The sequence below is a fragment of the Methylobacter sp. genome, from assembly GCF_030680395.1.
GTDB lineage: Bacteria > Pseudomonadota > Gammaproteobacteria > Methylococcales > Methylomonadaceae > Methylobacter_A.
Genome location: NZ_JAUXVR010000036.1, coordinates 43,418 through 63,813, shown reverse-complemented (window position 1 = coordinate 63,813; position 20,396 = coordinate 43,418). Strand labels below are relative to the sequence as shown.

General features: G+C 47.0%; 22 protein-coding genes and 1 tRNA gene. 5 read left to right on the top strand and 18 right to left on the bottom strand.

Annotated features, from left to right (window positions below; all coding sequences use genetic code 11):
• Positions 1-32 precede the first annotated feature (32 nt).
• The 6 genes from Q8L79_RS14915 to hisB form a co-directional block, all read right to left on the bottom strand.
• Complete coding sequence (locus Q8L79_RS14915; protein ID WP_305272670.1) at positions 33-350, bottom strand: phosphoribosyl-ATP diphosphatase; 318 nt, start codon at positions 348-350, stop codon at positions 33-35.
• Positions 347-739: a phosphoribosyl-AMP cyclohydrolase gene (gene hisI, locus Q8L79_RS14910; RefSeq protein ID WP_305272667.1), complete on the bottom strand. Its 393-nt coding sequence runs from the start codon at positions 737-739 to the stop codon at positions 347-349. The genes Q8L79_RS14915 and hisI overlap by 4 nt, the downstream gene beginning before the upstream one ends.
• Entirely contained in the window at positions 736-1,509 is a 774-nt protein-coding gene (gene hisF, locus Q8L79_RS14905; RefSeq protein WP_305272665.1) for an imidazole glycerol phosphate synthase subunit HisF, read from the bottom strand. Before hisF ends, hisI begins: the two co-directional genes overlap by 4 nt.
• A gap of 2 nt (positions 1,510-1,511) precedes the next feature.
• Positions 1,512-2,246 carry a 1-(5-phosphoribosyl)-5-[(5-phosphoribosylamino)methylideneamino]imidazole-4-carboxamide isomerase gene (gene hisA, locus Q8L79_RS14900; RefSeq protein WP_305272662.1) on the bottom strand — a complete coding sequence of 245 codons (735 nt, stop codon included), beginning with the start codon at positions 2,244-2,246 and terminating at the stop codon, positions 1,512-1,514.
• A gap of 93 nt (positions 2,247-2,339) precedes the next feature.
• Entirely contained in the window at positions 2,340-2,984 is a 645-nt protein-coding gene (gene hisH, locus Q8L79_RS14895) for an imidazole glycerol phosphate synthase subunit HisH (RefSeq protein ID WP_305272661.1), read from the bottom strand.
• A 32-nt stretch (positions 2,985-3,016) separates the two neighbouring features.
• Positions 3,017-3,610, bottom strand: a complete 594-nt coding sequence (gene hisB / locus Q8L79_RS14890; protein ID WP_305272658.1) for an imidazoleglycerol-phosphate dehydratase HisB — start codon at positions 3,608-3,610, stop codon at positions 3,017-3,019.
• A gap of 770 nt (positions 3,611-4,380) precedes the next feature.
• Between hisB and Q8L79_RS14885 the strand changes: the two genes are divergently transcribed.
• The 3 genes from Q8L79_RS14885 (at position 4,381) to Q8L79_RS14875 (ending at position 6,857) form a co-directional block, all read left to right on the top strand.
• Positions 4,381-6,060 (top strand): DUF342 domain-containing protein, encoded by a 1,680-nt coding sequence (locus tag Q8L79_RS14885; protein WP_305272655.1) that lies wholly within the window; start codon positions 4,381-4,383, stop codon positions 6,058-6,060.
• Between the two features lie 284 nt (positions 6,061-6,344).
• Positions 6,345-6,560: a DUF1289 domain-containing protein gene (locus Q8L79_RS14880; protein WP_305272652.1), complete on the top strand. Its 216-nt coding sequence runs from the start codon at positions 6,345-6,347 to the stop codon at positions 6,558-6,560.
• Between the two features lie 21 nt (positions 6,561-6,581).
• Entirely contained in the window at positions 6,582-6,857 is a 276-nt protein-coding gene (locus tag Q8L79_RS14875; protein WP_305272649.1) for a SemiSWEET transporter, read from the top strand.
• Between the two features lie 5 nt (positions 6,858-6,862).
• On the opposite strand, the gene Q8L79_RS14870 is transcribed toward Q8L79_RS14875, so the two are convergent.
• The 4 genes from Q8L79_RS14870 to Q8L79_RS14855 form a co-directional block, all read right to left on the bottom strand.
• Positions 6,863-7,237 (bottom strand): VOC family protein, encoded by a 375-nt coding sequence (locus Q8L79_RS14870; RefSeq protein WP_305272646.1) that lies wholly within the window; start codon positions 7,235-7,237, stop codon positions 6,863-6,865.
• A 26-nt stretch (positions 7,238-7,263) separates the two neighbouring features.
• Complete coding sequence (locus Q8L79_RS14865; protein ID WP_305272643.1) at positions 7,264-7,728, bottom strand: peroxiredoxin; 465 nt, start codon at positions 7,726-7,728, stop codon at positions 7,264-7,266.
• Between the two features lie 236 nt (positions 7,729-7,964).
• Positions 7,965-8,873, bottom strand: coding sequence for a recombination-associated protein RdgC (gene rdgC / locus Q8L79_RS14860; RefSeq protein ID WP_305272640.1), 909 nt, complete (start codon positions 8,871-8,873; stop codon positions 7,965-7,967).
• A gap of 270 nt (positions 8,874-9,143) precedes the next feature.
• The gene (locus tag Q8L79_RS14855; RefSeq protein ID WP_305272638.1) at positions 9,144-9,935 is read right to left on the bottom strand and encodes a sulfite exporter TauE/SafE family protein; all 792 of its coding nucleotides are present in this window, start codon (positions 9,933-9,935) and stop codon (positions 9,144-9,146) included.
• A gap of 106 nt (positions 9,936-10,041) precedes the next feature.
• Here Q8L79_RS14855 and Q8L79_RS14850 point away from each other — a divergent pair, with 106 nt between their 5' ends.
• On the top strand, positions 10,042-11,265 hold the full coding sequence (locus tag Q8L79_RS14850; RefSeq protein ID WP_305272635.1) for a multifunctional CCA addition/repair protein: 1,224 nt from the start codon (positions 10,042-10,044) through the stop codon (positions 11,263-11,265).
• An 86-nt stretch (positions 11,266-11,351) separates the two neighbouring features.
• A complete protein-coding gene (locus tag Q8L79_RS14845; RefSeq protein WP_305272633.1) occupies positions 11,352-11,834 on the top strand; it encodes a YajQ family cyclic di-GMP-binding protein in 483 nt (160 codons plus the stop codon).
• A 3-nt stretch (positions 11,835-11,837) separates the two neighbouring features.
• Here Q8L79_RS14845 and Q8L79_RS14840 read toward each other — a convergent pair whose 3' ends face one another.
• From Q8L79_RS14840 to rpoD, 8 genes are all read right to left on the bottom strand, one after another.
• Complete coding sequence (locus Q8L79_RS14840) at positions 11,838-12,713, bottom strand: CPBP family intramembrane glutamic endopeptidase (RefSeq protein ID WP_305272630.1); 876 nt, start codon at positions 12,711-12,713, stop codon at positions 11,838-11,840.
• Entirely contained in the window at positions 12,710-13,453 is a 744-nt protein-coding gene (locus Q8L79_RS14835) for a 16S rRNA (uracil(1498)-N(3))-methyltransferase (RefSeq protein WP_305272628.1), read from the bottom strand. Before Q8L79_RS14835 ends, Q8L79_RS14840 begins: the two co-directional genes overlap by 4 nt.
• 2 nt (positions 13,454-13,455) lie before the next feature.
• Complete coding sequence (locus Q8L79_RS14830; protein WP_305272626.1) at positions 13,456-14,808, bottom strand: adenosylmethionine--8-amino-7-oxononanoate transaminase; 1,353 nt, start codon at positions 14,806-14,808, stop codon at positions 13,456-13,458.
• A 105-nt stretch (positions 14,809-14,913) separates the two neighbouring features.
• A complete protein-coding gene (gene metF / locus Q8L79_RS14825) occupies positions 14,914-15,771 on the bottom strand; it encodes a methylenetetrahydrofolate reductase [NAD(P)H] (RefSeq protein WP_305272623.1) in 858 nt (285 codons plus the stop codon).
• A 166-nt stretch (positions 15,772-15,937) separates the two neighbouring features.
• Positions 15,938-17,230: an adenosylhomocysteinase gene (gene ahcY, locus Q8L79_RS14820; protein WP_305272621.1), complete on the bottom strand. Its 1,293-nt coding sequence runs from the start codon at positions 17,228-17,230 to the stop codon at positions 15,938-15,940.
• 25 nt (positions 17,231-17,255) lie between these two features.
• Entirely contained in the window at positions 17,256-18,416 is a 1,161-nt protein-coding gene (gene metK, locus Q8L79_RS14815; protein ID WP_305272618.1) for a methionine adenosyltransferase, read from the bottom strand.
• Between the two features lie 66 nt (positions 18,417-18,482).
• Positions 18,483-18,559: transfer RNA gene (locus Q8L79_RS14810), tRNA-Ile, on the bottom strand.
• 11 nt (positions 18,560-18,570) lie between these two features.
• Positions 18,571-20,379, bottom strand: coding sequence for an RNA polymerase sigma factor RpoD (rpoD, locus tag Q8L79_RS14805; RefSeq protein ID WP_305272734.1), 1,809 nt, complete (start codon positions 20,377-20,379; stop codon positions 18,571-18,573).
• Positions 20,380-20,396: the final 17 nt, after the last annotated feature.

Sequence of the window (20,396 nt, the reverse complement as noted above, 5' to 3'; positions counted from 1 at the left end):
TTATTTGATGGAGACCTTGCGCGGCAAGATCTTTACTTGTTACGTTGCGCCTTTTCTTCCAGACCGGACAAGCCAAAACGACGTTGCAATTCCTGCAGTACATCATCAGGTCCGAGTCCCTGATCGGCCAGCAACACCATGCAATGAAACCACAAATCGGCAGTTTCATAAATAATCTGTTTTTTATCGCCGTCTTTAGCGGCGATAACGGTTTCTGTCGCTTCTTCGCCGATTTTTTTCAGTATGCTGTCCAGACCTTTGGCATACAGACTGGCGACATAAGATTTATCGGCAGGTTCCTGTTTGCGCTGTTCCAGAATTTGCGCCAGTTGTTGTAATACATCGCTCATGATTTTCTATAAATAGCTTCAGGATCTTTTAAAACCGGCTCTACGCTTTGCCATTGTCCGTCAATCAGGCTGCGATAAAAACAGCTTTCTCGACCAGTGTGGCAGGCAATACCGCCTTCTTGTTCAACTTTTAGCAGAATAACATCTTCATCGCAATCCAGAAATATACCTATAACTTTTTGCCTGTGCCCGGATTCTTCACCTTTGCGCCATAACCTTCCGCGTGACCTTGACCAATAAACTGCATAACCTTCGGCGACTGTTAAAGCTAATGATTCACGATTCATCCAGGCGAACATCAATATTTTTCCGGTTTCCGCCTGTTGCGCGATAACCGGCACCAGGCCGTCTTCGGTCCAGCGTATCTCGTCCGGCCAGGATACGCTCACAGACGCACCTCTATGCCGCGTGAGGCCATGTGTTGTTTGGCCTGTTCAATAGTATATTCGGCAAAATGAAAAATGCTGGCGGCCAATACCGCATCCGCCTTGCCTTCAAGAATACCATCGGCCAGATGATCCAAATTGCCGACGCCGCCGGATGCAATTACCGGCACCGTCACCGCCTCGCTGATGGCGCGGGTCAACGGCAAATCAAAACCTTCGCGGGTTCCATCCCTGTCCATACTGGTTAACAGGATTTCCCCGGCGCCGTAGTCGACCATTTTTTTTGCCCATGCAATCGCCTCAATGCCTGTCGGCTTGCGGCCGCCGTGGGTAAAAATCTCCCACCGCCCCGGTTCATCAGGTGAGCTGACTTTTTTAGCGTCTATGGCTACCACGATACATTGCGAGCCAAAACGCTCCGCCGCTTCACGAACAAAATCCGGATTAAATACCGCAGCGCTGTTAATGCCGACCTTGTCTGCGCCCGCATTCAGCATGCGGCGAATATCTTCCAGCGTTCTGATGCCTCCGCCGACCGTCAGCGGGATAAAAACTTCACTGGCCACTTGCTCAACGACATGAACAATGGTGTCCCGATTATCATGCGTGGCGGTAATATCCAGAAAAGTGATTTCATCAGCGCCTTCACGGTCATAACGTCTGGCGATTTCTACAGGATCGCCGGCATCGCGAATATCGACAAATTTCACGCCTTTAACGACGCGGCCATTATCGACATCCAGGCAGGGGATAATGCGTTTGGCTAAACTCATGGCTATTGAAATGATTCCGCTAATTTTTCGGCAGCTTCAAAATCCAGCGTGCCTTCGTAAATCGCCCGTCCGGTGATGGCGCCCATAATACCTTCATGAGCGACTGCGCCCAAGGCCCTGATATCATCCATATTGGTAATGCCGCCTGAGGCAATAACCGGAATCCGAATGGCGCGCGCCAATTTTGCGGTAGCTTCGACATTGACGCCGGACATCATGCCGTCTCTGGAAATATCGGTGTAAATAATGGCTTCGACGCCGTCTTCTTCAAAATGCTGGGCCAGATCGATCACGTCATGTTTGGACAGTTTGGACCAGCCGTCAATAGCTACTTTGCCGTCTTTTGCATCCAGCCCGACGATAATACGGCGCGGGTATTCCAGCGCCATATCCCTGACAAAATGCGGCTCATTAACTGCCTTGGTGCCGATAATAACGTATTCCACACCAGCGTTAAGATAAGCCTGGATAGTTTCTTCATCGCGAATGCCGCCGCCTATTTGTATCGGTACATTGGGGTAGGCTTCGACAATGGCATGAATAACGTCGGCATTTCTTGGTTTTCCGGCAAATGCGCCATCCAGATCAACCAAATGAAGTCTTTTCGCGCCGGCAGCAACCCACTTGCCTGCTACAGCGACCGGGTCATCCGAAAAAATCGTATTATCATCCATTCGTCCCTGACGCAAACGAACACATTTTCCTTCTTTTAAATCGATTGCAGGTATTAACAACATAACTTATAAAATCCTCAACGGCATGTAATTATTATAGGGGCGGATTTATCCACCCAAAGACGAAATACCCAGAAGGTACAAATGAATCCATTTCTACGCTTGCCCATCCCAATGCAAAAAATTGTTCAGCAACTGCAAACCAACTGCCTGACTTTTTTCGGGGTGAAATTGTACGGCAAAAACATTATCTTGTGCCAAAGCGCAGGTAAATGCCTCCGGGTATTGCGTAGTCGCCGCCATTATCGCTGCATCATCCGGCTGCGCATAATAACTATGCACAAAATAAAAGCGACTGTCTTGGGGAATATTTTCCCATAACGGGTGTTGTTGCAGTTGATGGACCTGATTCCAGCCCATGTGCGGGATTTTGAGTGAATTACCGTCGCTGTCTTTTAACGACTCGGGGAAATGTATAACGTGCCCGGAAAAAACGTCCAGGCAAAGTGTGCCACCGTTTTCTTCGCTGTCGGTCAATAAGGCCTGCATGCCCAGGCAAATTCCCAGCAAAGGCTTGCTTTTGGCAACCTGCTGGATAACATCAGATAAGCCCGATTGATTGAGCGCCTGCATACAATCCCGTATCGCGCCGACACCGGGGAAAACCACCCGGTCAGCACGGAGAATTGCATCGGCATCGGACACACAAACAACATCCACTTCAGGGTCTGCATGCTGCAGGGCCTTTACGATTGAATGCAGATTACCCATTCCATAATCAATTACAGCGACAGAAGACATAAAAAATACAGGCTAAAGGTTAAGAGGCAAGGTTAAAGGCTGCCTTTGGTGGATGGCATCATGCCTGCCATACGCGGGTCGGCGGTAATCGCCATGCGTATGGCTCGACCCATGGCTTTAAAGATGGTTTCCGCAACATGATGCGCATTTGCGCCCTTCAAGTTGTCGATATGCAAAGTCACTCCGGCATGGTTGACAAAGCCCTGAAAAAACTCGCGGAACAAGTCAACGTCAAAACGGCCGATCATGGCTTTCGGGTACTTAACCTCATAAAACAAGCCGGGACGTCCGGAAAAATCAATCACGACGCGTGACAATGCTTCATCCAACGGCACGTAGGCATGTCCGTAACGGTAAATGCCTTTTTTGTCTTGCATGGCTTTGGCAAACGCCTGACCTAAGGTAATGCCGATATCTTCAACCGTGTGGTGATCATCAATATCCAAATCGCCTTTAGCTACAATGTCCATGTCAATCAAGCCGTGCCTGGCAATCTGATCGAGCATGTGTTCAAGAAAAGGTACGCCGGTCGAAAATGAGGTTTTACCCGATCCATCCAGGTTGATTTTAATTTTGATTTGAGTTTCAAGCGTATTTCGCTCTACTTCTGCAGTACGTTGATCCATGTTTGTATTATTTATATTTGAGGGCTGACGGCATTTTACTATGACAAGCAAGATTTTGCAGTGTTTGTTATTTATTGTAAATCTTGAAAATGTGCAGTTTAGAAAATATAGACTTTGTCTAAAGGCATGCAGCTAAGGAGTGTGAGCACGACTGTCCGGGATACCCAAAGTAGGCCTTGCGGTTTCCGAGGTGGAGAGATAGAGCAATGCAGGGAGCAATTGCCGGGAAAAGAATAAGTCATTAAATATACCCGTGCAATGTCGAGCCTATTTGGCCTCACGATGATGTAATTTTAAGCGCACATTATTTTAATCTTTAACTGGCTTTTTTTATGGTTATTTTTTGAGAGAATAGCCACGTCGCCAAAAGAGAAGACGGATTTTAAGAAAGATCAAATAGGATGTTGCCACGGATGGAACGAAATGCCAACCAAACAGGCGATTTTTAGTCTCAGCACACCTTAGTGTTCTGGGACTTTTTTTTGAAATCGGCAAAGTATACTCACGGTATAATCGGCCATTCACATTTTTGCCACCTTGATTCTTCTGCCCTTAAGTGTGGTTTTCTTATAATCTGCTACCTTTCAAATTAGATTATCTTGTTAATTTAAATAGTGCTTCGCCAATCGACAGTAGGCGCTTTATGACTGCATGGAGCAGTTATCGAGGCTAAGTGCTTACTGTGGGTGATGATAGGATGGCTATAAAATGGCTGATTTCTTAATATTTTTATTCTTGATAAGTCGCAATGATTTTCCAAGGAGCAAGCTGTGAATGACGCGTCACCTACAGATATACTGACATTTAAGCTGAGCGATGACGGCAAACTGCTTGCAATATTTGAAGAGTGCGAATGCAAGCCCCCGCTGGATGAAGCAATGATCAAAGAGGCGCTGGCTAAGCAAGGCCTGTCCAATCTGTTTGTGCATGAAAACGCCCTCTCACATCTGGTAAAACAGTACAACAGTCGTAGTGAAAGCTTTGTGCTGGAAATCGGTGAGCGCCGGGATGGTCGATATGCGCTCAAAATTGACAACGACAAAATGACCGCCAGACTTACTTTAATCCCCGCATACGGTGGCGCTCCAGTCGCTTTATTTCAAATCCAGCTGGCTTTGCAGGAAAAGGGGGTAGTCAGAGGCATTATGATGGATGAAATCAAGTCCGCCTTAAAGCAAGGGTATGCGACAGAACATATTATCGCCCAAGGCGTGCATCCTGTGCGGGGTATTGATGCGCGTTTTCAAAGTCTGATACCGCAAATAAGAGAGCGGAAACCCCAGGTAGACGCGCGCGGTATCGCTAACTATCGCGATCTTGGACAGCTTATTGTCGTAAGGCCCGGCGATCCGCTGATGTGCCGCACTCCGCCCACCGAAGGTAAAAAAGGATGGGACATTACCGGGCAAGCACTTATGCCGCAAGCAGGGCAGGATGTGCAGTTTGCTTCAGGGCTGCAGGGGGTAGAGTTGGACTCCGATGCCGAGCTTGATCCCGATAATAACAGTCTACTGTTGGCTGCGATCACCGGCCAACCCAAGTTGGTTCCTAATGGCGTTGTGGTGGAACCTACCATCGACCTGTCGCTGGTGGATATCTCAACCGGAAACATGAGTTTCGATGGCACCATTAATATCAAAGGCGACGTCAAGGATGGGATGAAAATTCACGCGACTGGAGATGTATTCGTGGGAGGGACCGTTGAAGCAGCAGAAATTGAAGCGGGTGGAAACATTGTTATAAAAGGCGGCGTGATCGGTCATAGCGAACATAGCGGCGATCCAAACGAGGTTCCCACCTTTAACGCGATAATTATCAGCAAAGGTTCAATCAACGTACACTTTGCCGAAAATGTCTGCATGGAAGCGGGCGTAGATATTATTATTGAAGAATTCTCTATGCATAATCATTTGACCGCGCTTAACCGGGTATTGGTGGGAAAATCCGGCGGAAAAAAAGGCCGTATCATCGGCGGCATTACCAATGCATCAGTTTTGGTGAAGACAGCGATAATGGGTTCAAGCACCGGCTTTATAACCAAGATCAAGACAGGCTTCAATCCTTATCTTCAGGCGGAGCAGGGCAAGCTTAAGCTTGAGATTGATGCGAATGAAAAGGAGCAGGACGACCTTAAAAAAATTATTGCCTTCGTGTTAGCGCATCCCGAAAAAGACAAAAACGGTTTGTTAAACAAGGCCATCCATACCAAAGAAAAATTTGAAATTGATTGTACTCAGCTTCACGCTGATCGACTCCACCTGCTGTCGGAAATGACCCTTGCCGAGAACGTCCAGGTTATTGCGGAAGAAGCCGTTCATTGCGGCGTCGAAGTCCAGATTGGAAACTCTATTTGGAAGAATAATGAAGAACGGGGCAAAGGTGTTTTTCAACTCGTTGATGGCGAAGTTACTTTTGCAAACATCATGTTGAGCGTCAATGAATCGCATTAAAACAAAAAAGCTTTATCTTTTGGTTTGATTTTTGATAAGGATAGCCGTTGCTTATTTTCGATGTGGTAAAATTCCTTTTGGAAGAACATAAGCGGACGGTACCCTATTTTAGTATTCGACCACTAAATCTACGTCGGCTACACAAGATTCCGCTTCCGCTCCTGCTAACGCCATGAATGGCGTGTAATAAAGCAATGCAGGAACAAATATCTGTCGATACGGCAACGTTCATAACTTTAAAAATGAACAAGATTTGAAAATTTTAATAAATACTGGGAAACATTATGAAATTTAATCCATGCACTGATAACTGCACTTACGAAGGAACTCGCTGCGAAGGCTGCGGTCGAACGCACGAAGAGATAGCTGAAACTAAAAAGCTGGTCATGGCGGCAGTGGATTTTGCCCAAACGCAGGGCTATGAAAATATTGAGGATTTTGCAAGCGCTATCGGTCAAAGCATACTTAAAAAACTAAAAAAATCCGCCGCAAAAAAATAATGGCGTTATGCCAAAATACCTATGACAATCGCCCCTGACATTATCGGCTATTTAGCCGCGACACTCACTACCGCCTCATTTGTGCCCCAGGCAATATTGACCATAAAAACCAAAGATACCGAATCCCTTTCTTTGGGCATGTACAGCACCTTTACCTTGGGCGTGTTATGTTGGCTTATTTACGGAATCCACCTCGATGATAAGGCCATCATTATTGCAAACGCAATAACACTACTGCTGGCCGCATCGATACTTTGCTTTAAGATTTACAATTTAGTACACAAGAAAAAGACGTAATCAATTTACGCCTGCTGAAGAACCTCCAGCGCATTTCCGTCCGGATCACGACAAAACAGCGCTTGTCGTCCTGATTTACTCAAAGTGTAGGCGATACCGTTTTTATCCAGTACCTCCCGAACCGGCGCCAATTCCTGCACACTTAAGGCGATATGGCGGTCGCGACCGCCATGCTCAGGGCGGCCAGTTGTCGGATCGGGATTTTCCAGTTCCAGTAAATGAATTTGCTGAGCGCCCAATTGCAGCCATGCGCCGGGAAAACCCAGATCGGGCCGGTCGGCTTGTTGCATGCCGAGCACATCGCAATAAAATGTCAGCGAAACGGCGGTATCGGCAACAATGAGGCTGGCATGGTGTATGGTAAAATTAAAGTTCGGCATTAGGCTGTCTGGAATATCTATCTGAATTACAAGCTTTTTACTTTCTCTAATACGTCCTGAGCATGCCCTTCTGGCGTGACGCCATAAGCGGCATCGACCAATACGCCTTCTTTATTAATAATGAAGGTGGAACGAAGAATAGCCATACTTTTTACGCCATTTTTTTCCCGTTCCTGCCATACGCCATAGCTTTCGCAGAGTTCGCCATCAACGTCGGCCAATAAATCCACTTTCAGGTCGAATTTCTTAATAAAGTCGGTATGACTGGCGCAAGTATCCTTGCTCACACCGATAACCACGGTATCTGCCTTGGCAAATTCCCCGGCAAGCTGGGTAAACTGGTTCGCTTCTATGGTGCAGCCCGGCGTGTCATCCTTGGGATAAAAATACAACACGACATTCTTTTTCCCTAAGTAGTCGGACAAATTAATCGTTTCATTAAATTGATTTTTTGAGCTGAACAGGGGGGCTTTTTGGTGTTTTTCTAACATGGGAATCTCCTTGCGAGTTCACGGATAGTTAAAACCTGAAGCCGTAGTGTAAGCGCAATCAAAGTTTCACTGCAAGCCCCATAAAACCCGGAGGTATGTGCGTTAATTAGTCTGGGACGTGAAAAAAGCCTCTTTTATTCACCACGAAGGCACGAAGAAATAAAACTTCGTGTTCTTCGTGCCTTCGTGGTGATAATCTTTTAATTAGTTATCTGATTATCAATCAGAAATTACGATTACGCCTTATTCTCGCCGCCGAATAGCTCCAGCAAACGCGGCAGAAAATTGGCCAGTTCCAGCGACATAATCGAGAAATCCACATCAAACTGTTCTGCTTCAGAGTCGGTATTAATGTCGGACACTTGGTCCTGAATCAGGTCAAGAAACTTAAGGCGTTTAACGGCCAGATTTTCATCGATAATGAAAGCAATACGATCAGCCCAATTCACCGCCAGTTTGATGACTTCTTTGCCGGTATCCAGATGGTTCTTGATTTCCGGCAGACTCAGGTCATGGCGTTTGCAGCGGATAATGCCGCCTTCTTCTTCAGGTGAGCGCAATTCGCATTCGTCTTCAATGGTGATGTCGTCCGGCGCTTGATTATTGACCAGCCACTCGGTCATGACTTTGACCGGTTTTTCGATGGTATTAAGCGGAACGGCTGGTAACGAACCTAAGCATTTACGCAAACTGCTCAGCAAATCTTCGGCTTTTTTGGCTGAAGCCGCATCGACAATCAGCCAGCCGCCTTTAGGGTCGATATAAGCGTAAGTCTTGTTTGAGAAGGTGAAAGCTCTTGGCAATAGCTCAAAAATAAGCTCGTCTTTAATAGCCGTGCGTTCTTTTTTGGATAACTTACGTCCTTGTTGTTCTTCGGTTTCAAGAATCTTTTCCTGCATCATTTCATTGACCACAGACGCAGGCAGCACTCTTTCTTCTTTTTTTCCGCACAACATTAAAAAGCCGTTCGCGCTATGCACCAGTTGTTCGGACGATTTTCCCAGCGGTGAAGTCCAGCCGAAAGTAAATTCTTCATGACTGCCGCAGGGGCGAAAAGCCATTTGTTCAAGTTTTAGTTCCAGGTCTGCTGGAGCCAAAGTGAAATCTTCAGTAAGACGAAAAATGCTCAGATTTTTAAACCACATGTGCAACGGAACCTTTGTAAATAAAATGACTGTGCATTATCGCAAATTTGGCAGCACAAAAATAAAGTAAATTTTATGGCGGGGGCTGTATTGATAAATCACTACGAAGACACGAAGTTATTAGTCATTGCGAAATAATATATATGCCTAAGTATTCCTGATCGTAGCATGTCGGCTGCCTGGAAAATACACGGTAGCAAAAGAATATCGACGCTAACCGATTTTTTAGGTTTTTCTTTAAACTTTCGTGATCTTCGTGGTGATATATTTTCAAAACCAAATCAACTTGCCCGCCATCACAAACAACAGCAGCGAAAAATAGCGTTTTAATTTTTCCGCTGGCAGTTTATGGGCCAGTTTTGCGCCTATCGGAGCGGTATAGATACTGGTCAGCACTATACCCAGAAAAGAAGGCCCGTAAATATAACCTAAACTCCATTCAGGCAACTGCGACACATCCTTGCCCAGCAGGGCATAGCCCACCGTTCCCACTAAGGCTATCGGCAAACCGCAGGCACTGGCTATGGCTACGGCATTGCGCATCGGCGTTTGGAAATATACTAAAAAAGGCACGGTGAGTGTGCCTCCGCCTATTCCGAGTAGTGACGACAGCAGTCCCATGATGCTTGCCACACCAAAATCCAACGCTTTGGAGGGTTGCTTTTGTCCGGGTTTCGGCTTGAATTGCAACGCCATTTGCACACCTACGGATAATAAATAGATGATAAAAATAAAGCGTAATACGTCACCGGCTATATGGTCCGCGACCACGGCTCCGACAGCCGCGCCGATCATAATCCCCGGTCCCAGGGCCAGCACTTTATCCCACAACACGGAATTCAAACGATGATGTGCCAGCACCGAAGAGATCGAGGTGAAAATAATGGTCGCCAGTGAGGTCGCCACCGACATGATCATGACTAGTTCGGAGGGAAATCCTTGCCCGGCAAACAATACCGCTAAAACCGGCACAATAATCAGGCCGCCGCCTATCCCAAAAAGCCCTGCCATTAATCCTGAAACTGTGCCTAATAGAAGACTGGCTAAAAAAATTGCTATCACTTTATTCTCCTGATTATGTGTCGGTACCGGTGGTACGGCCATTATGCCTTTTTTCGAGTACAGCTGTGCTATTCTAGGCACATTATTAAACGGCTTGAGTAACTGAGTGGAAATATACCTTGTTGGTGGTGCGGTACGCGATAAATTACTTGAACTTCCGGTCAAGGAACGGGACTGGGTAGTAATCGGCGAGACCCCGGAATCCATGGTAAAACAGGGCTTCCGGCCGGTAGGTAAGGATTTTCCGGTGTTTTTGCATCCGCAAAGCCGCGAAGAATATGCGTTGGCCAGAACCGAACGAAAAACAGCGCCCGGTTATAAAGGTTTTACGGTACACGCATCGCCGGATGTCAGTTTGGAACAGGATCTGATTCGCCGCGACCTGACTATCAATGCAATGGCAATGACGCCGCAGGGACAGCTTGTTGATCCATACGGCGGGCAAGGTGACCTTGAACAACGCATTTTTCGGCATATCTCGCCGGCCTTTGCGGAAGACCCTGTGCGGATCCTGCGCATCGCCCGTTTTGCCGCCCGCTACGGGCATCTCGGTTTTACGCTGGCTGAGGAAACCCGGATTTTGATGCAGTCCATGGTGACGGCTGGTGAAGTGGATCATCTGGTTCCCGAGCGGGTCTGGGCTGAACTGTTTAAGGCGCTCAACGAAAAATCGCCGAGTGCTTTTTTCTACACTTTAAAAGAGTGTGCCGCGCTGGATAAAATCTTCCCGGAAATAAGTGGCTTATTCGGCGTGCCGCAGCCGGAAAAATATCACCCGGAGATCGATACAGGCATTCATGCTATGCTCAGCCTGGAGCAGGCCGTGCTTTTGTCGCCGAGTCCCGAAGTCCGATTTGCGGCATTAGTCCACGATCTGGGCAAAGGCGTGTCACCCCAAGCACACTGGCCGCATCATCACGGACATGAAACTAAAGGGTTGCCCATTTTGGAACAAATGTGTGTCCGTTTGCGTGTGCCTAACTCGTTTAAAGCGTTGGCTTCTCAGGTCATGCAATACCATACCCATTGTCACCGGGCTTTTGAATTACGCGCTTCAACGTTAACGGATATGTTGGCCGCTCTGGGGGCCTTTAAGCCAGCTAATAAGTTGCCTGAGTTTTTGCTGGCTTGCGAGGCGGATGCTAAAGGCAGAACCGGACTTGAAAACATTGCCTACCCTCAATCCGCGCTGTTGAGCGGTGCAGCCAGGGCGGCCGCATCTATTGACACCTCGTCTGTTTTGAATGGCGAACTTAAAGGTGCGCATATCGGCGAGGCGATTCGCCGTTTGCGTATTAAGGCTGTTACCGAGTTTATAAAGCCGGAATAAAAGCGACCGGCACCGGTTGAACGGTGTTGAATAATGCAGCAAAGACCATTATAGTTAAATTTTTTTGTTACCTGAAATCATAAGCCATGCCTTCTTTCGACATCATTTCCGAATTCGACAAACACGAAATTAAAAACGCCGTTGACCAAGCCAATAAAGAGGTCACCACGCGCTTTGATTTTAAAGGCACCGACTCAAGCTTTGAACTGACTGACGATAAATTGATTATGACGTCTCAATCGACGTTTCAGCTGCAACAAATGTTCAGTGTCGTCTGTTCGAAACTCAGTCGTCGCGGCGTGGATATAGCCTGTATGGAGGTTGGCGACCCCAAGCCCGGCGGTAAATCGGTACGTCAGGAAATTATCATGAAGCAGGGCCTGGATTCGGCGCTGGCCAAAAAAATCGTTAAGTTGATTAAGGACAAAAAATTAAAAGTCCAGGCGGCCATTCAGGGCGATCAGGTCAGGGTAACCGGAAAAAATCGGGACGATCTGCAAGAGGTGATTAAAATGCTCAGGGAGGAAAAGTTGGAAATGCCGTTGCAGTTTGAGAATTTCAGGGATTAAAGTTTATCCCTGAACTTTTTTATAAATAAAATAACCAATGATCGCGAGACTGAGCCATCCGGCAACTAAAGGGCCGACGACACCGTCATAAGTGCTGACCAGATAAAAATATTCTGAGCTGGAATCGGTATTAAATAAACTCTTGCTCATCTTGATTTGCCACACCCAACTGGTATGGCAGCCGATACATAACCCCAGGCTCTGTTTTACCTCTGCCCTGAGCACTCCCAGAAAAATGCCCACCATCAACAGCGCTAAAAATGCCGATAGAATTTCCGGATTTAATAAATTAGCAAAGGCTTCACCGAGTAAGGTAAAGCCGCTTAATATCCCAGCTTGTTGAAAAGGTATCTCGGAATGGCTGTCCAGGAAATGCAAGGCAGCATAATAAGTTGAGCTGAGCAGAATTACCGCTACGACCGGCAAGTTCTTTTTTAAACCGGCAAATAGAACGCCTCGAAAAATAGGCTCTTCAATCATCGAAACCAACAGCGCCACCAATAATGAAATAACCATTTTTTCAACGACTAAACCGACAGACCATTGCTGTGCTTCGTCAATGATATTGATGCCGAGTGCATATTGGGCAATAAACACCGGCATCAAGGTAACAAATCCCAAGCCAAAGCCGAGCAATACTTGCTTCAAAAATACGGCTTTTGTGACAAAGCCTAAGTCTCCTTTGTTAAATTTCAGATAGGCCATAGCCGGAAAAATACTCAGTACCAAAAATAACTGTGTCGATTTGGTGATTATTTTTGACAATGGAAGTCGGCCGTCTATTCCCTGAAAAATAAAATAACCTACGATGCAGGCTATCGAAGCAGCCGACAGCAATACTAAAAGCGGCACTATGGAATAAATAATTTTTTTGATCATCCGTTGCTTCCCTTACCAAAATCTCCCCACAACATTTGTACCGCAGCCAAAGCGGCAAGTGATGCGGTTTCAGTTCTTAATATGCGGCTGCCTAAGCGGACCGGAATAAAGCCGGAGGCTTTCGCTATGTCCCTTTCCTGATTGGAAAAGCCGCCTTCGGGACCGGTGAGTAAGGTCACTTTCATGGCTTCAGGCTTTAACTCCGTTAATGTCGTTTCTGCATAAGGATCGAGAAACACTTTTAGACCTTGTTGGTTGCCTACCCAGTTTTGTAGTAGCTCAATTTCCAGCAAGGAAGGCAAGGTGGTTCTGCCGCTTTGTTCGGCGGCATGTTGAACTATTTTTTGCCAATGCATTAAGCGTTGCGGCTTCTTGTCGCCTTTGAATTGCACTACGCAACGCTCGGTCAGTAACGGCGTAATTCTGTTAACACCCAGCTCCACGGCTTTTTGTACCGTCAAATCCATCCGGTCGCCCCGCGAGATACCCAGACCCAAGGTTACCTGTAACGGCGATTCGACACTGCGGTCATCCCATTGCCCGACGGTAATCAGCACGGCTTTTCGGCTGACTTCTGTAATCGCGCACAAATATTCTCCGCCGTGACCGTTAAATAAAATGATCTGGTCGTCTTTTTTTAATCGTAACACCGTTCTGACATAATGGCCGTTGTCATCATCCAGTTCGGTAAGGTTGCCTGTTGCCAGCGAAGTGGGTGTATATAATCTGGAGACTCGCATAATCAGTCCTTAACTGCCAGTTGTATGCCTTGCCAAGCGACGTCGGCGATTAACAAAAGTTCATCTTCGGTCACAATGTAGGGCGGCATAAAATAAATGACATTGCCCAAGGGGCGCAATAATACACCTTTGGACAGCGCGTATTGATAGACTTTAAGCCCGCGACGTTCCTGCCAGGGATAAGGTTCTCGGGTATGTTTGTTTTTGACCATTTCAATGGCCAGAATCATGCCCGTTTGTCGGACTTCAGCGACATGCGGATGGTCATGAAAACGCATCGCCGCTTTCGTCATAATAGCAGCCAAAGATTGGTTTTTTTCGATGATGTTGTGTTGCTGGAAAATCTCCAGCGTGGCAAGTGCAGCTCTGCACGCCAGCGCATTGCCGGTATAGCTGTGCGAATGCAAAAATGCGTTCAGCGATTGATACTCGGCATAGAACGCTTGATATACCTGATCGGTGGTTAATACCGCCGACAACGGCAAATAGCCGCCGGTTAAGCCTTTGGACAGGCACATGAAGTCGGGGCTGATTGTTGCCTGCTCGCAGGCGAATAACGTGCCAGTGCGCCCGAAACCGACCGCGATTTCATCGGCGATTAAATGCACATGGTATTTATCGCAGGCTGCGCGCAGCAATTTTAAATAGACCGGATCATACATGCGCATATTGCCGGCGCATTGCACCAAAGGCTCGATGATGACCGCGCAAACCGTGTCACTGTGTTGTTGCAGCGATTCTTCCATCAGCGTGAAGCGGCGAGTGGAATAATCCGCCCATGTTTCGCCGGGTTCTCGTTGGTAACAGTCCGGGCCGGGCACGGTGATGACGTCCATTAATAACGGCGCGTAGGTTTCTTTATAGAGCGGCACATTGCCGACGGCCAATGCGCCTAGGGTTTCGCCGTGATAACTGTTTTCCAGGGTGATGAATTTGGTTTTTTGAGTTTGTCCGTGGTTGCGCCAATAATGAAAACTCATTTTGAGCGCGACTTCCACCGCTGAGGAGCCATTGTCGGCATAAAAGCAACGGTTCAATCCTGTCGGCGTTACTTCAACCAGTTGTTCCGCCAGTTTGACGGCGGACTCATGGGTGAATCCGGCAAAAATCACATGCTCCAGGGTATCGAGTTGGTCTTTTAATGCCGCATTGATGGCAGGATTGGCATGCCCGAATAAGTTGACCCACCATGAGCTGATCGCATCGAGATAGCGGTTGCCGTCAAAGTCTTCCAGCCAGATACCTTGGCCTTTTTTGATTGGGATAACCGGGAAAGTCTCGTGATCTTTCATTTGTGTGCAGGGATGCCACAAAACGGAAAGATCTCGATTGGAAAGGGATTGGTTGGACGACATAAGCTAAAGGCTCAGGTTGATAGTCGTTCCCAATAGGGCTTGGGAACGAGTGTAATACGTACTGAAAATGTGGATTTGGAACGCGGCCCTGTCTGATTGATACCTTTAGTCTTGAGGCCTGATTTGCAAATTATCCAAAATCGCCAAGGTAGGCGCGGCCTGATTCATGGTGTAAAAATGCAGTCCCGGCGCACCGCCTTCCAGCAAACGTTGACAAAGGTTGCTGACCACATCCAGGCCGAATGCTTGTACGGATTCTCTGTCATCGCCAAAACTTTCCAGGCGTTTTCTGAGCCAACGAGGAATATCCGCGCCGCACATTTCTGAAAAACGGAATAATTGCGTATATTGGGTGATCGGCATAATGCCGGGCACGATGGGGATTGTTATACCATTTTTCTCACAAGCATCGACAAAATGAAAATACGCTTCGGCATTGTAAAAATACTGGGTAATGACCGCATTGGCGCCCGCAGCCACTTTACGTTTGAAGTTTTTAAAATCTTCCACGCCACTGGCGGCTTGCGGATGTACTTCGGGGTAGGCGGCAACATGAATCTGAAAATGGTCGCCGGTTTCTTGGCGAATAAACTCGACCAGTTCATTGGCGTAGCGGAATTCTCCCGCCGACATCATGCCGGAAGGCAAGTCGCCTCTTAAAGCGACAATTTTAGTGATGCCATTGTCTTGATAGTCTTTCAGAATCGCGCGAATATTGGCTTTGGTCGAGGCAACGCAGGATAAATGCGGGGCGGCGGAGATACCTTTGGATTGAATATCAACGACCGTAGTGAAGGTAAGATCGCGGGTCGAACCTCCGGCGCCAAAGGTAACGGAAAAAAAGTCCGGATTGAGTTTTGCCAGTTTGCTATGAACAACTTGCAAATTTGCCGCGCCTTCATCTGTTTTTGGCGGGTAAAATTCGAAACTGAATAATTGGGGATGTTTTTCTTGTGATTGCATTTTATGGTCTCACTGGCGGGAATCTGACGACTGCATGGCCGTAGGAGGTAAGCAATACAGGAGCAGTATAGCGGTATGTAGGGATACCGCTATGGACGCGTTGCGTCCCGTGCCGCAAGAGCGACACGGACTGCATTCCCCCTGAGGCCGTTGGAACGATGATTAATCAATAACGATAATGATCAGCTTTAAACGGTCCTTCAACCGGAACATTGATGTATTTGGCTTGCGCATCGGTTAGCACTGTCAAATTTACGCCCAATTGTTTAAGGTGAGATCTTGCGACTTTTTCGTCCAGTTTTTTAGGCAGTATGTAAACCTTGTTTTCATACTGTGCTGCATTTTTCCAAAGTTCCATTTGCGCAAGAACCTGGTTACAGAATGAGTTAGACATCACAAAGCTTGGATGTCCGGTGCCGCAACCTAAATTTACCAAACGACCTTCTGCCAGAATGATCAGGCGTTTTCCGTCAGGGAAAATCACATGGTCAACTTGAGGCTTGATATTTTCCCATGTGTATTGACGCAATGAGGAAATTTCAATTTCCGCATCAAAATGGCCGATATTGCAAACAATCGCCTGATCTCTCATGGCAACCATGTGCTGATGGGTAATGATATTAAAGTTGCCGGTTGCGGTAACAAAAATATTAGCCAGCGGCGCAGCTTCTTCCATGGTTACTACGCGATAACCTTCCATAGCCGCTTGCAATGCGCAAATCGGGTCGATTTCAGTGATTAATACTGTTGCACCCAGACCGCGTAACGATTGCGCACAACCTTTGCCGACGTCACCGTAACCGCAGACGACGGCGATTTTACCGGCAATCATCACGTCGGTGGCGCGTTTGATGCCGTCAACCAGCGATTCGCGGCAACCGTACAGGTTGTCGAATTTTGATTTTGTGACTGAATCGTTAACGTTAAAGGCAGGAACTTTTAACGTGCCTTTGGCGACCATTTCATACAGACGCAGTACGCCGGTAGTGGTTTCTTCGGACAAGCCTTTAATATCGGTCATTAATTCAGGATATTTTTCATGCATCATGACGGTTAAGTCGCCGCCGTCATCCAGAATCATGTTCGGACGCCAGCCGTCAAGACCGTCGATTGTTTGCGCGATACACCATTCGGCTTCTTCTTCGGTTTCGCCTTTCCAGGCAAAAACAGGAATACCGGCCGCCGCTATTGCCGCTGCGGCATGATCTTGCGTAGAAAAAATATTGCAAGAAGACCAACGCACGGTTGCGCCTAATGCAGTCAGGGTTTCAATCAATACCGCTGTCTGAATAGTCATGTGCAAACAACCGGCGATACGCGCGCCTTTTAAGGGTTGTTCCGCACCGAATTCTTCACGCAGAGCCATTAAGCCCGGCATTTCTGTTTCGGCGATATTGATTTCCTTACGACCCCATTCTGCCAGGGCAATATCGGCAATTTTATAATCTTGTTGGCTCATTACGTTTCCCGTGTTTAATATTTATTTAAAGGCCGGCTGCATCTTTTAATGCGTCAACTTTATCTGTTTTTTCCCAGCTAAAGGAGTCTTCGGTACGACCGAAATGACCATACGCCGCTGTTGTTTGGTAGATAGGCTTTAATAAGCCCAGCATTGCAATCAAGCCTTTGGGTCTTAAGTCGAAAGTGTCTCTGATAATTTGTACCAGTCTGTCTTCACTGATTTTTCCGGTACCAAAGGTTTCAACCGTGATAGAGGTAGGTTCTGCAACACCGATCGCGTAAGAAACCTGAATTTCACAACGCTCGGCTAATCCGGCTGCAACAATGTTTTTTGCTACATAACGCGCCATGTAGGCTGCAGAACGATCGACTTTTGAAGGATCCTTACCTGAAAACGCACCGCCGCCATGTCTTGCCATGCCGCCGTAAGTATCAACAATAATTTTACGTCCGGTTAGGCCGCAGTCGCCGACGGGGCCGCCGATAACGAATTGACCGGTTGGGTTAATGAAGTATTTGGTATCTTTATGCAGCCATTCTTTAGGCAGAACCGGCAGGATAATTTCGTCCATGACCGCTTCATGCAATGCTTTGGTGGCAATTTCAGGCGAATGCTGGGTAGACAAAACAACTGCGTCAATCGCTACGGGTTTGTTATTTTCATAGCGGAAAGTAATCTGGCTTTTGGCATCGGGACGCAGCCAAGGCAAGGTTTTATTTTTACGTACTTCAGCCTGACGTTTAACCAGCAGGTGAGAATAGGTAATGGGGGCAGGCATCAGTACATCGGTTTCATTGCTGGCATAGCCAAACATTAAGCCTTGATCGCCGGCGCCTTGTTCGTGGTCTTCGGCTTCATCGACACCCATCGCAATATCTGCGGACTGCTTGCCGATAGCATTTAAAACCGCGCAACTTTGACCGTCGAAACCTATGTCGCCATGATCATAGCCGATTTCACAAACGACTTTTCGCACCAGGGCTTCAAGATCGACCCAGGCATCGGTGGTTACTTCGCCCGCCAAAACGACCATGCCGGTCTTTACCAGGGTCTCGCAAGCAACGCGTGAACGAGGATCTTGTGCCAATAAGGCATCAAGTACCGCATCCGAAATTTGATCTGCAACCTTATCAGGATGCCCTTCTGAAACTGATTCTGATGTGAAAGTATAATTATTGCTCACGATACCACCTTGTTAAAATGTAAAACCCAGATGTACAAAAGGCTGCCGAGGCAGCCTTCTTGTGTATGGTGGGCCCTGTAGGACTTGAACCTACGACCTGCCGATTATGAGTCGGACGCTCTAACCAACTGAGCTAAGGGCCCTTAACTATTATTTACTCGCCATCCAAAAAGCACCTTAATTGCTCTGATCTTGATGGATGTCTAAGCTTTCTCAATGCTTTGGCTTCAATCTGACGGATTCTTTCACGCGTCACATCGAACTGCTTGCCCACTTCTTCCAGCGTGTGGTCGGTATTCATGTTAATACCAAAGCGCATACGCAGAACTTTTGCTTCTCTTGCGGTTAGTCCCGCCAATACGTTTTGTGTTGACTCACGCAAGCCGGCAATCGTTGCAGCCTCAACCGGGGACAATACTTTAGCATCTTCTATGAAATCTCCCAAGTGAGAATCTTCATCGTCACCGATAGGCGTTTCCATTGAAATGGGTTCTTTGGCGATTTTCAATACCTTGCGAACTTTATCTTCCGGCATTTCCATGCGTTCAGCCAATTCTTCCGGTGTTGCTTCCCGTCCCAATTCCTGAAGTATCTGCCTGGAAATTCGATTCAATTTATTGATCGTTTCGATCATATGCACCGGAATACGAATGGTTCTGGCCTGGTCCGCAATTGAGCGGGTGATGGCTTGTCTGATCCACCATGTTGCATAGGTCGAAAACTTGTAGCCGCGGCGATATTCAAATTTATCGACTGCTTTCATTAAACCGATATTGCCTTCCTGGATCAAATCCAGAAACTGTAATCCACGATTGGTATATTTTTTAGCGATTGAAATGACCAGTCTTAAGTTGGCTTCGATCATTTCTTTTTTCGCGCGTCTTGCCTTGGCTTCGCCGATAGACATGCGCCGGTTAATGTCTTTTAACCCGCTTATGGTCAAGCCATAGTCTGCCTCTATATCAGTCAATATTTTTTGGGCTTTTCTTACTTCTTTTTCACGTCCTTTCAACGCTTCCGAGTATTTGCTTTCTGTATTCAAGTACTGGTCAAACCATTCTGAACTGGTCTCATGCTCAGGAAAGGAGGCAATAAACTCTTTGCGTGGCATCTTTGCGTGATTGACGCAAATATCCATAATAAGCTTTTCCTGTTCACGCACAGCAGTAACGCCATTAGGGATAATGGCTGTCAATTTCTTTAAATATTGTGGCGTCCATTTAAATTCCATGAACAAATCAGCTAACGCCTCAAATTCTTTTTCTGTTTTGTCACTCGAATAGCCATGCTTTTTGATTGCTGCTGCGGCGGTTTTTAACTGCTTTCTTAGTGCCTCAACTTTCTCTTTGACTTCTTCGTAATTTAGCCCCTTAGGTTCTTCTTCTGCCGGAGTCTCTTCGACATCCTCGCTCACGGGCAGGGCGGTAACAAAATCCTCTGGCTCGCTTAAATCCACAAAGCCGGAAATTAAATCGGTAAGGCGAGTGCTGCCTTCTTCGCCGGAAATATTATCAAATGATTGTAAAAAATCTTCAACAACGATGCAGGAACGCGCAATGGCTTTAACCAGTTGCTGCTGACCTTCTTCGATGCGCTTGGCAATTTTTAATTCATCTGCGCGAGTCAGCAATTCCACCGAACCCATTTCCCGCATGTACATGCGCACTGGATCCGTGGTTCTGCCAAACTCGCTATCAACAGAAGCTAAGGCCGCGACTTCTTCAGCATCTTCATCGTCTGTAGTAACAGCCGCTGAATCAGTAATAAGGGAGTCTTCATCCGGTGCAACTTCGTAAACCTGAATCCCCATATCATTGATCATGCCAATAATATCTTCAATTTGCTCAGGATCAACAATATCACTCGGCAAGTGATCGTTAACCTCGGCATAAGTCAGGTAGCCCTGTACTTTGCCTTTGGCTATCAATTGTTTAAGTTGGGACTGCTGTTGTTCTTGATTCATCATTTACTCACGGAAGA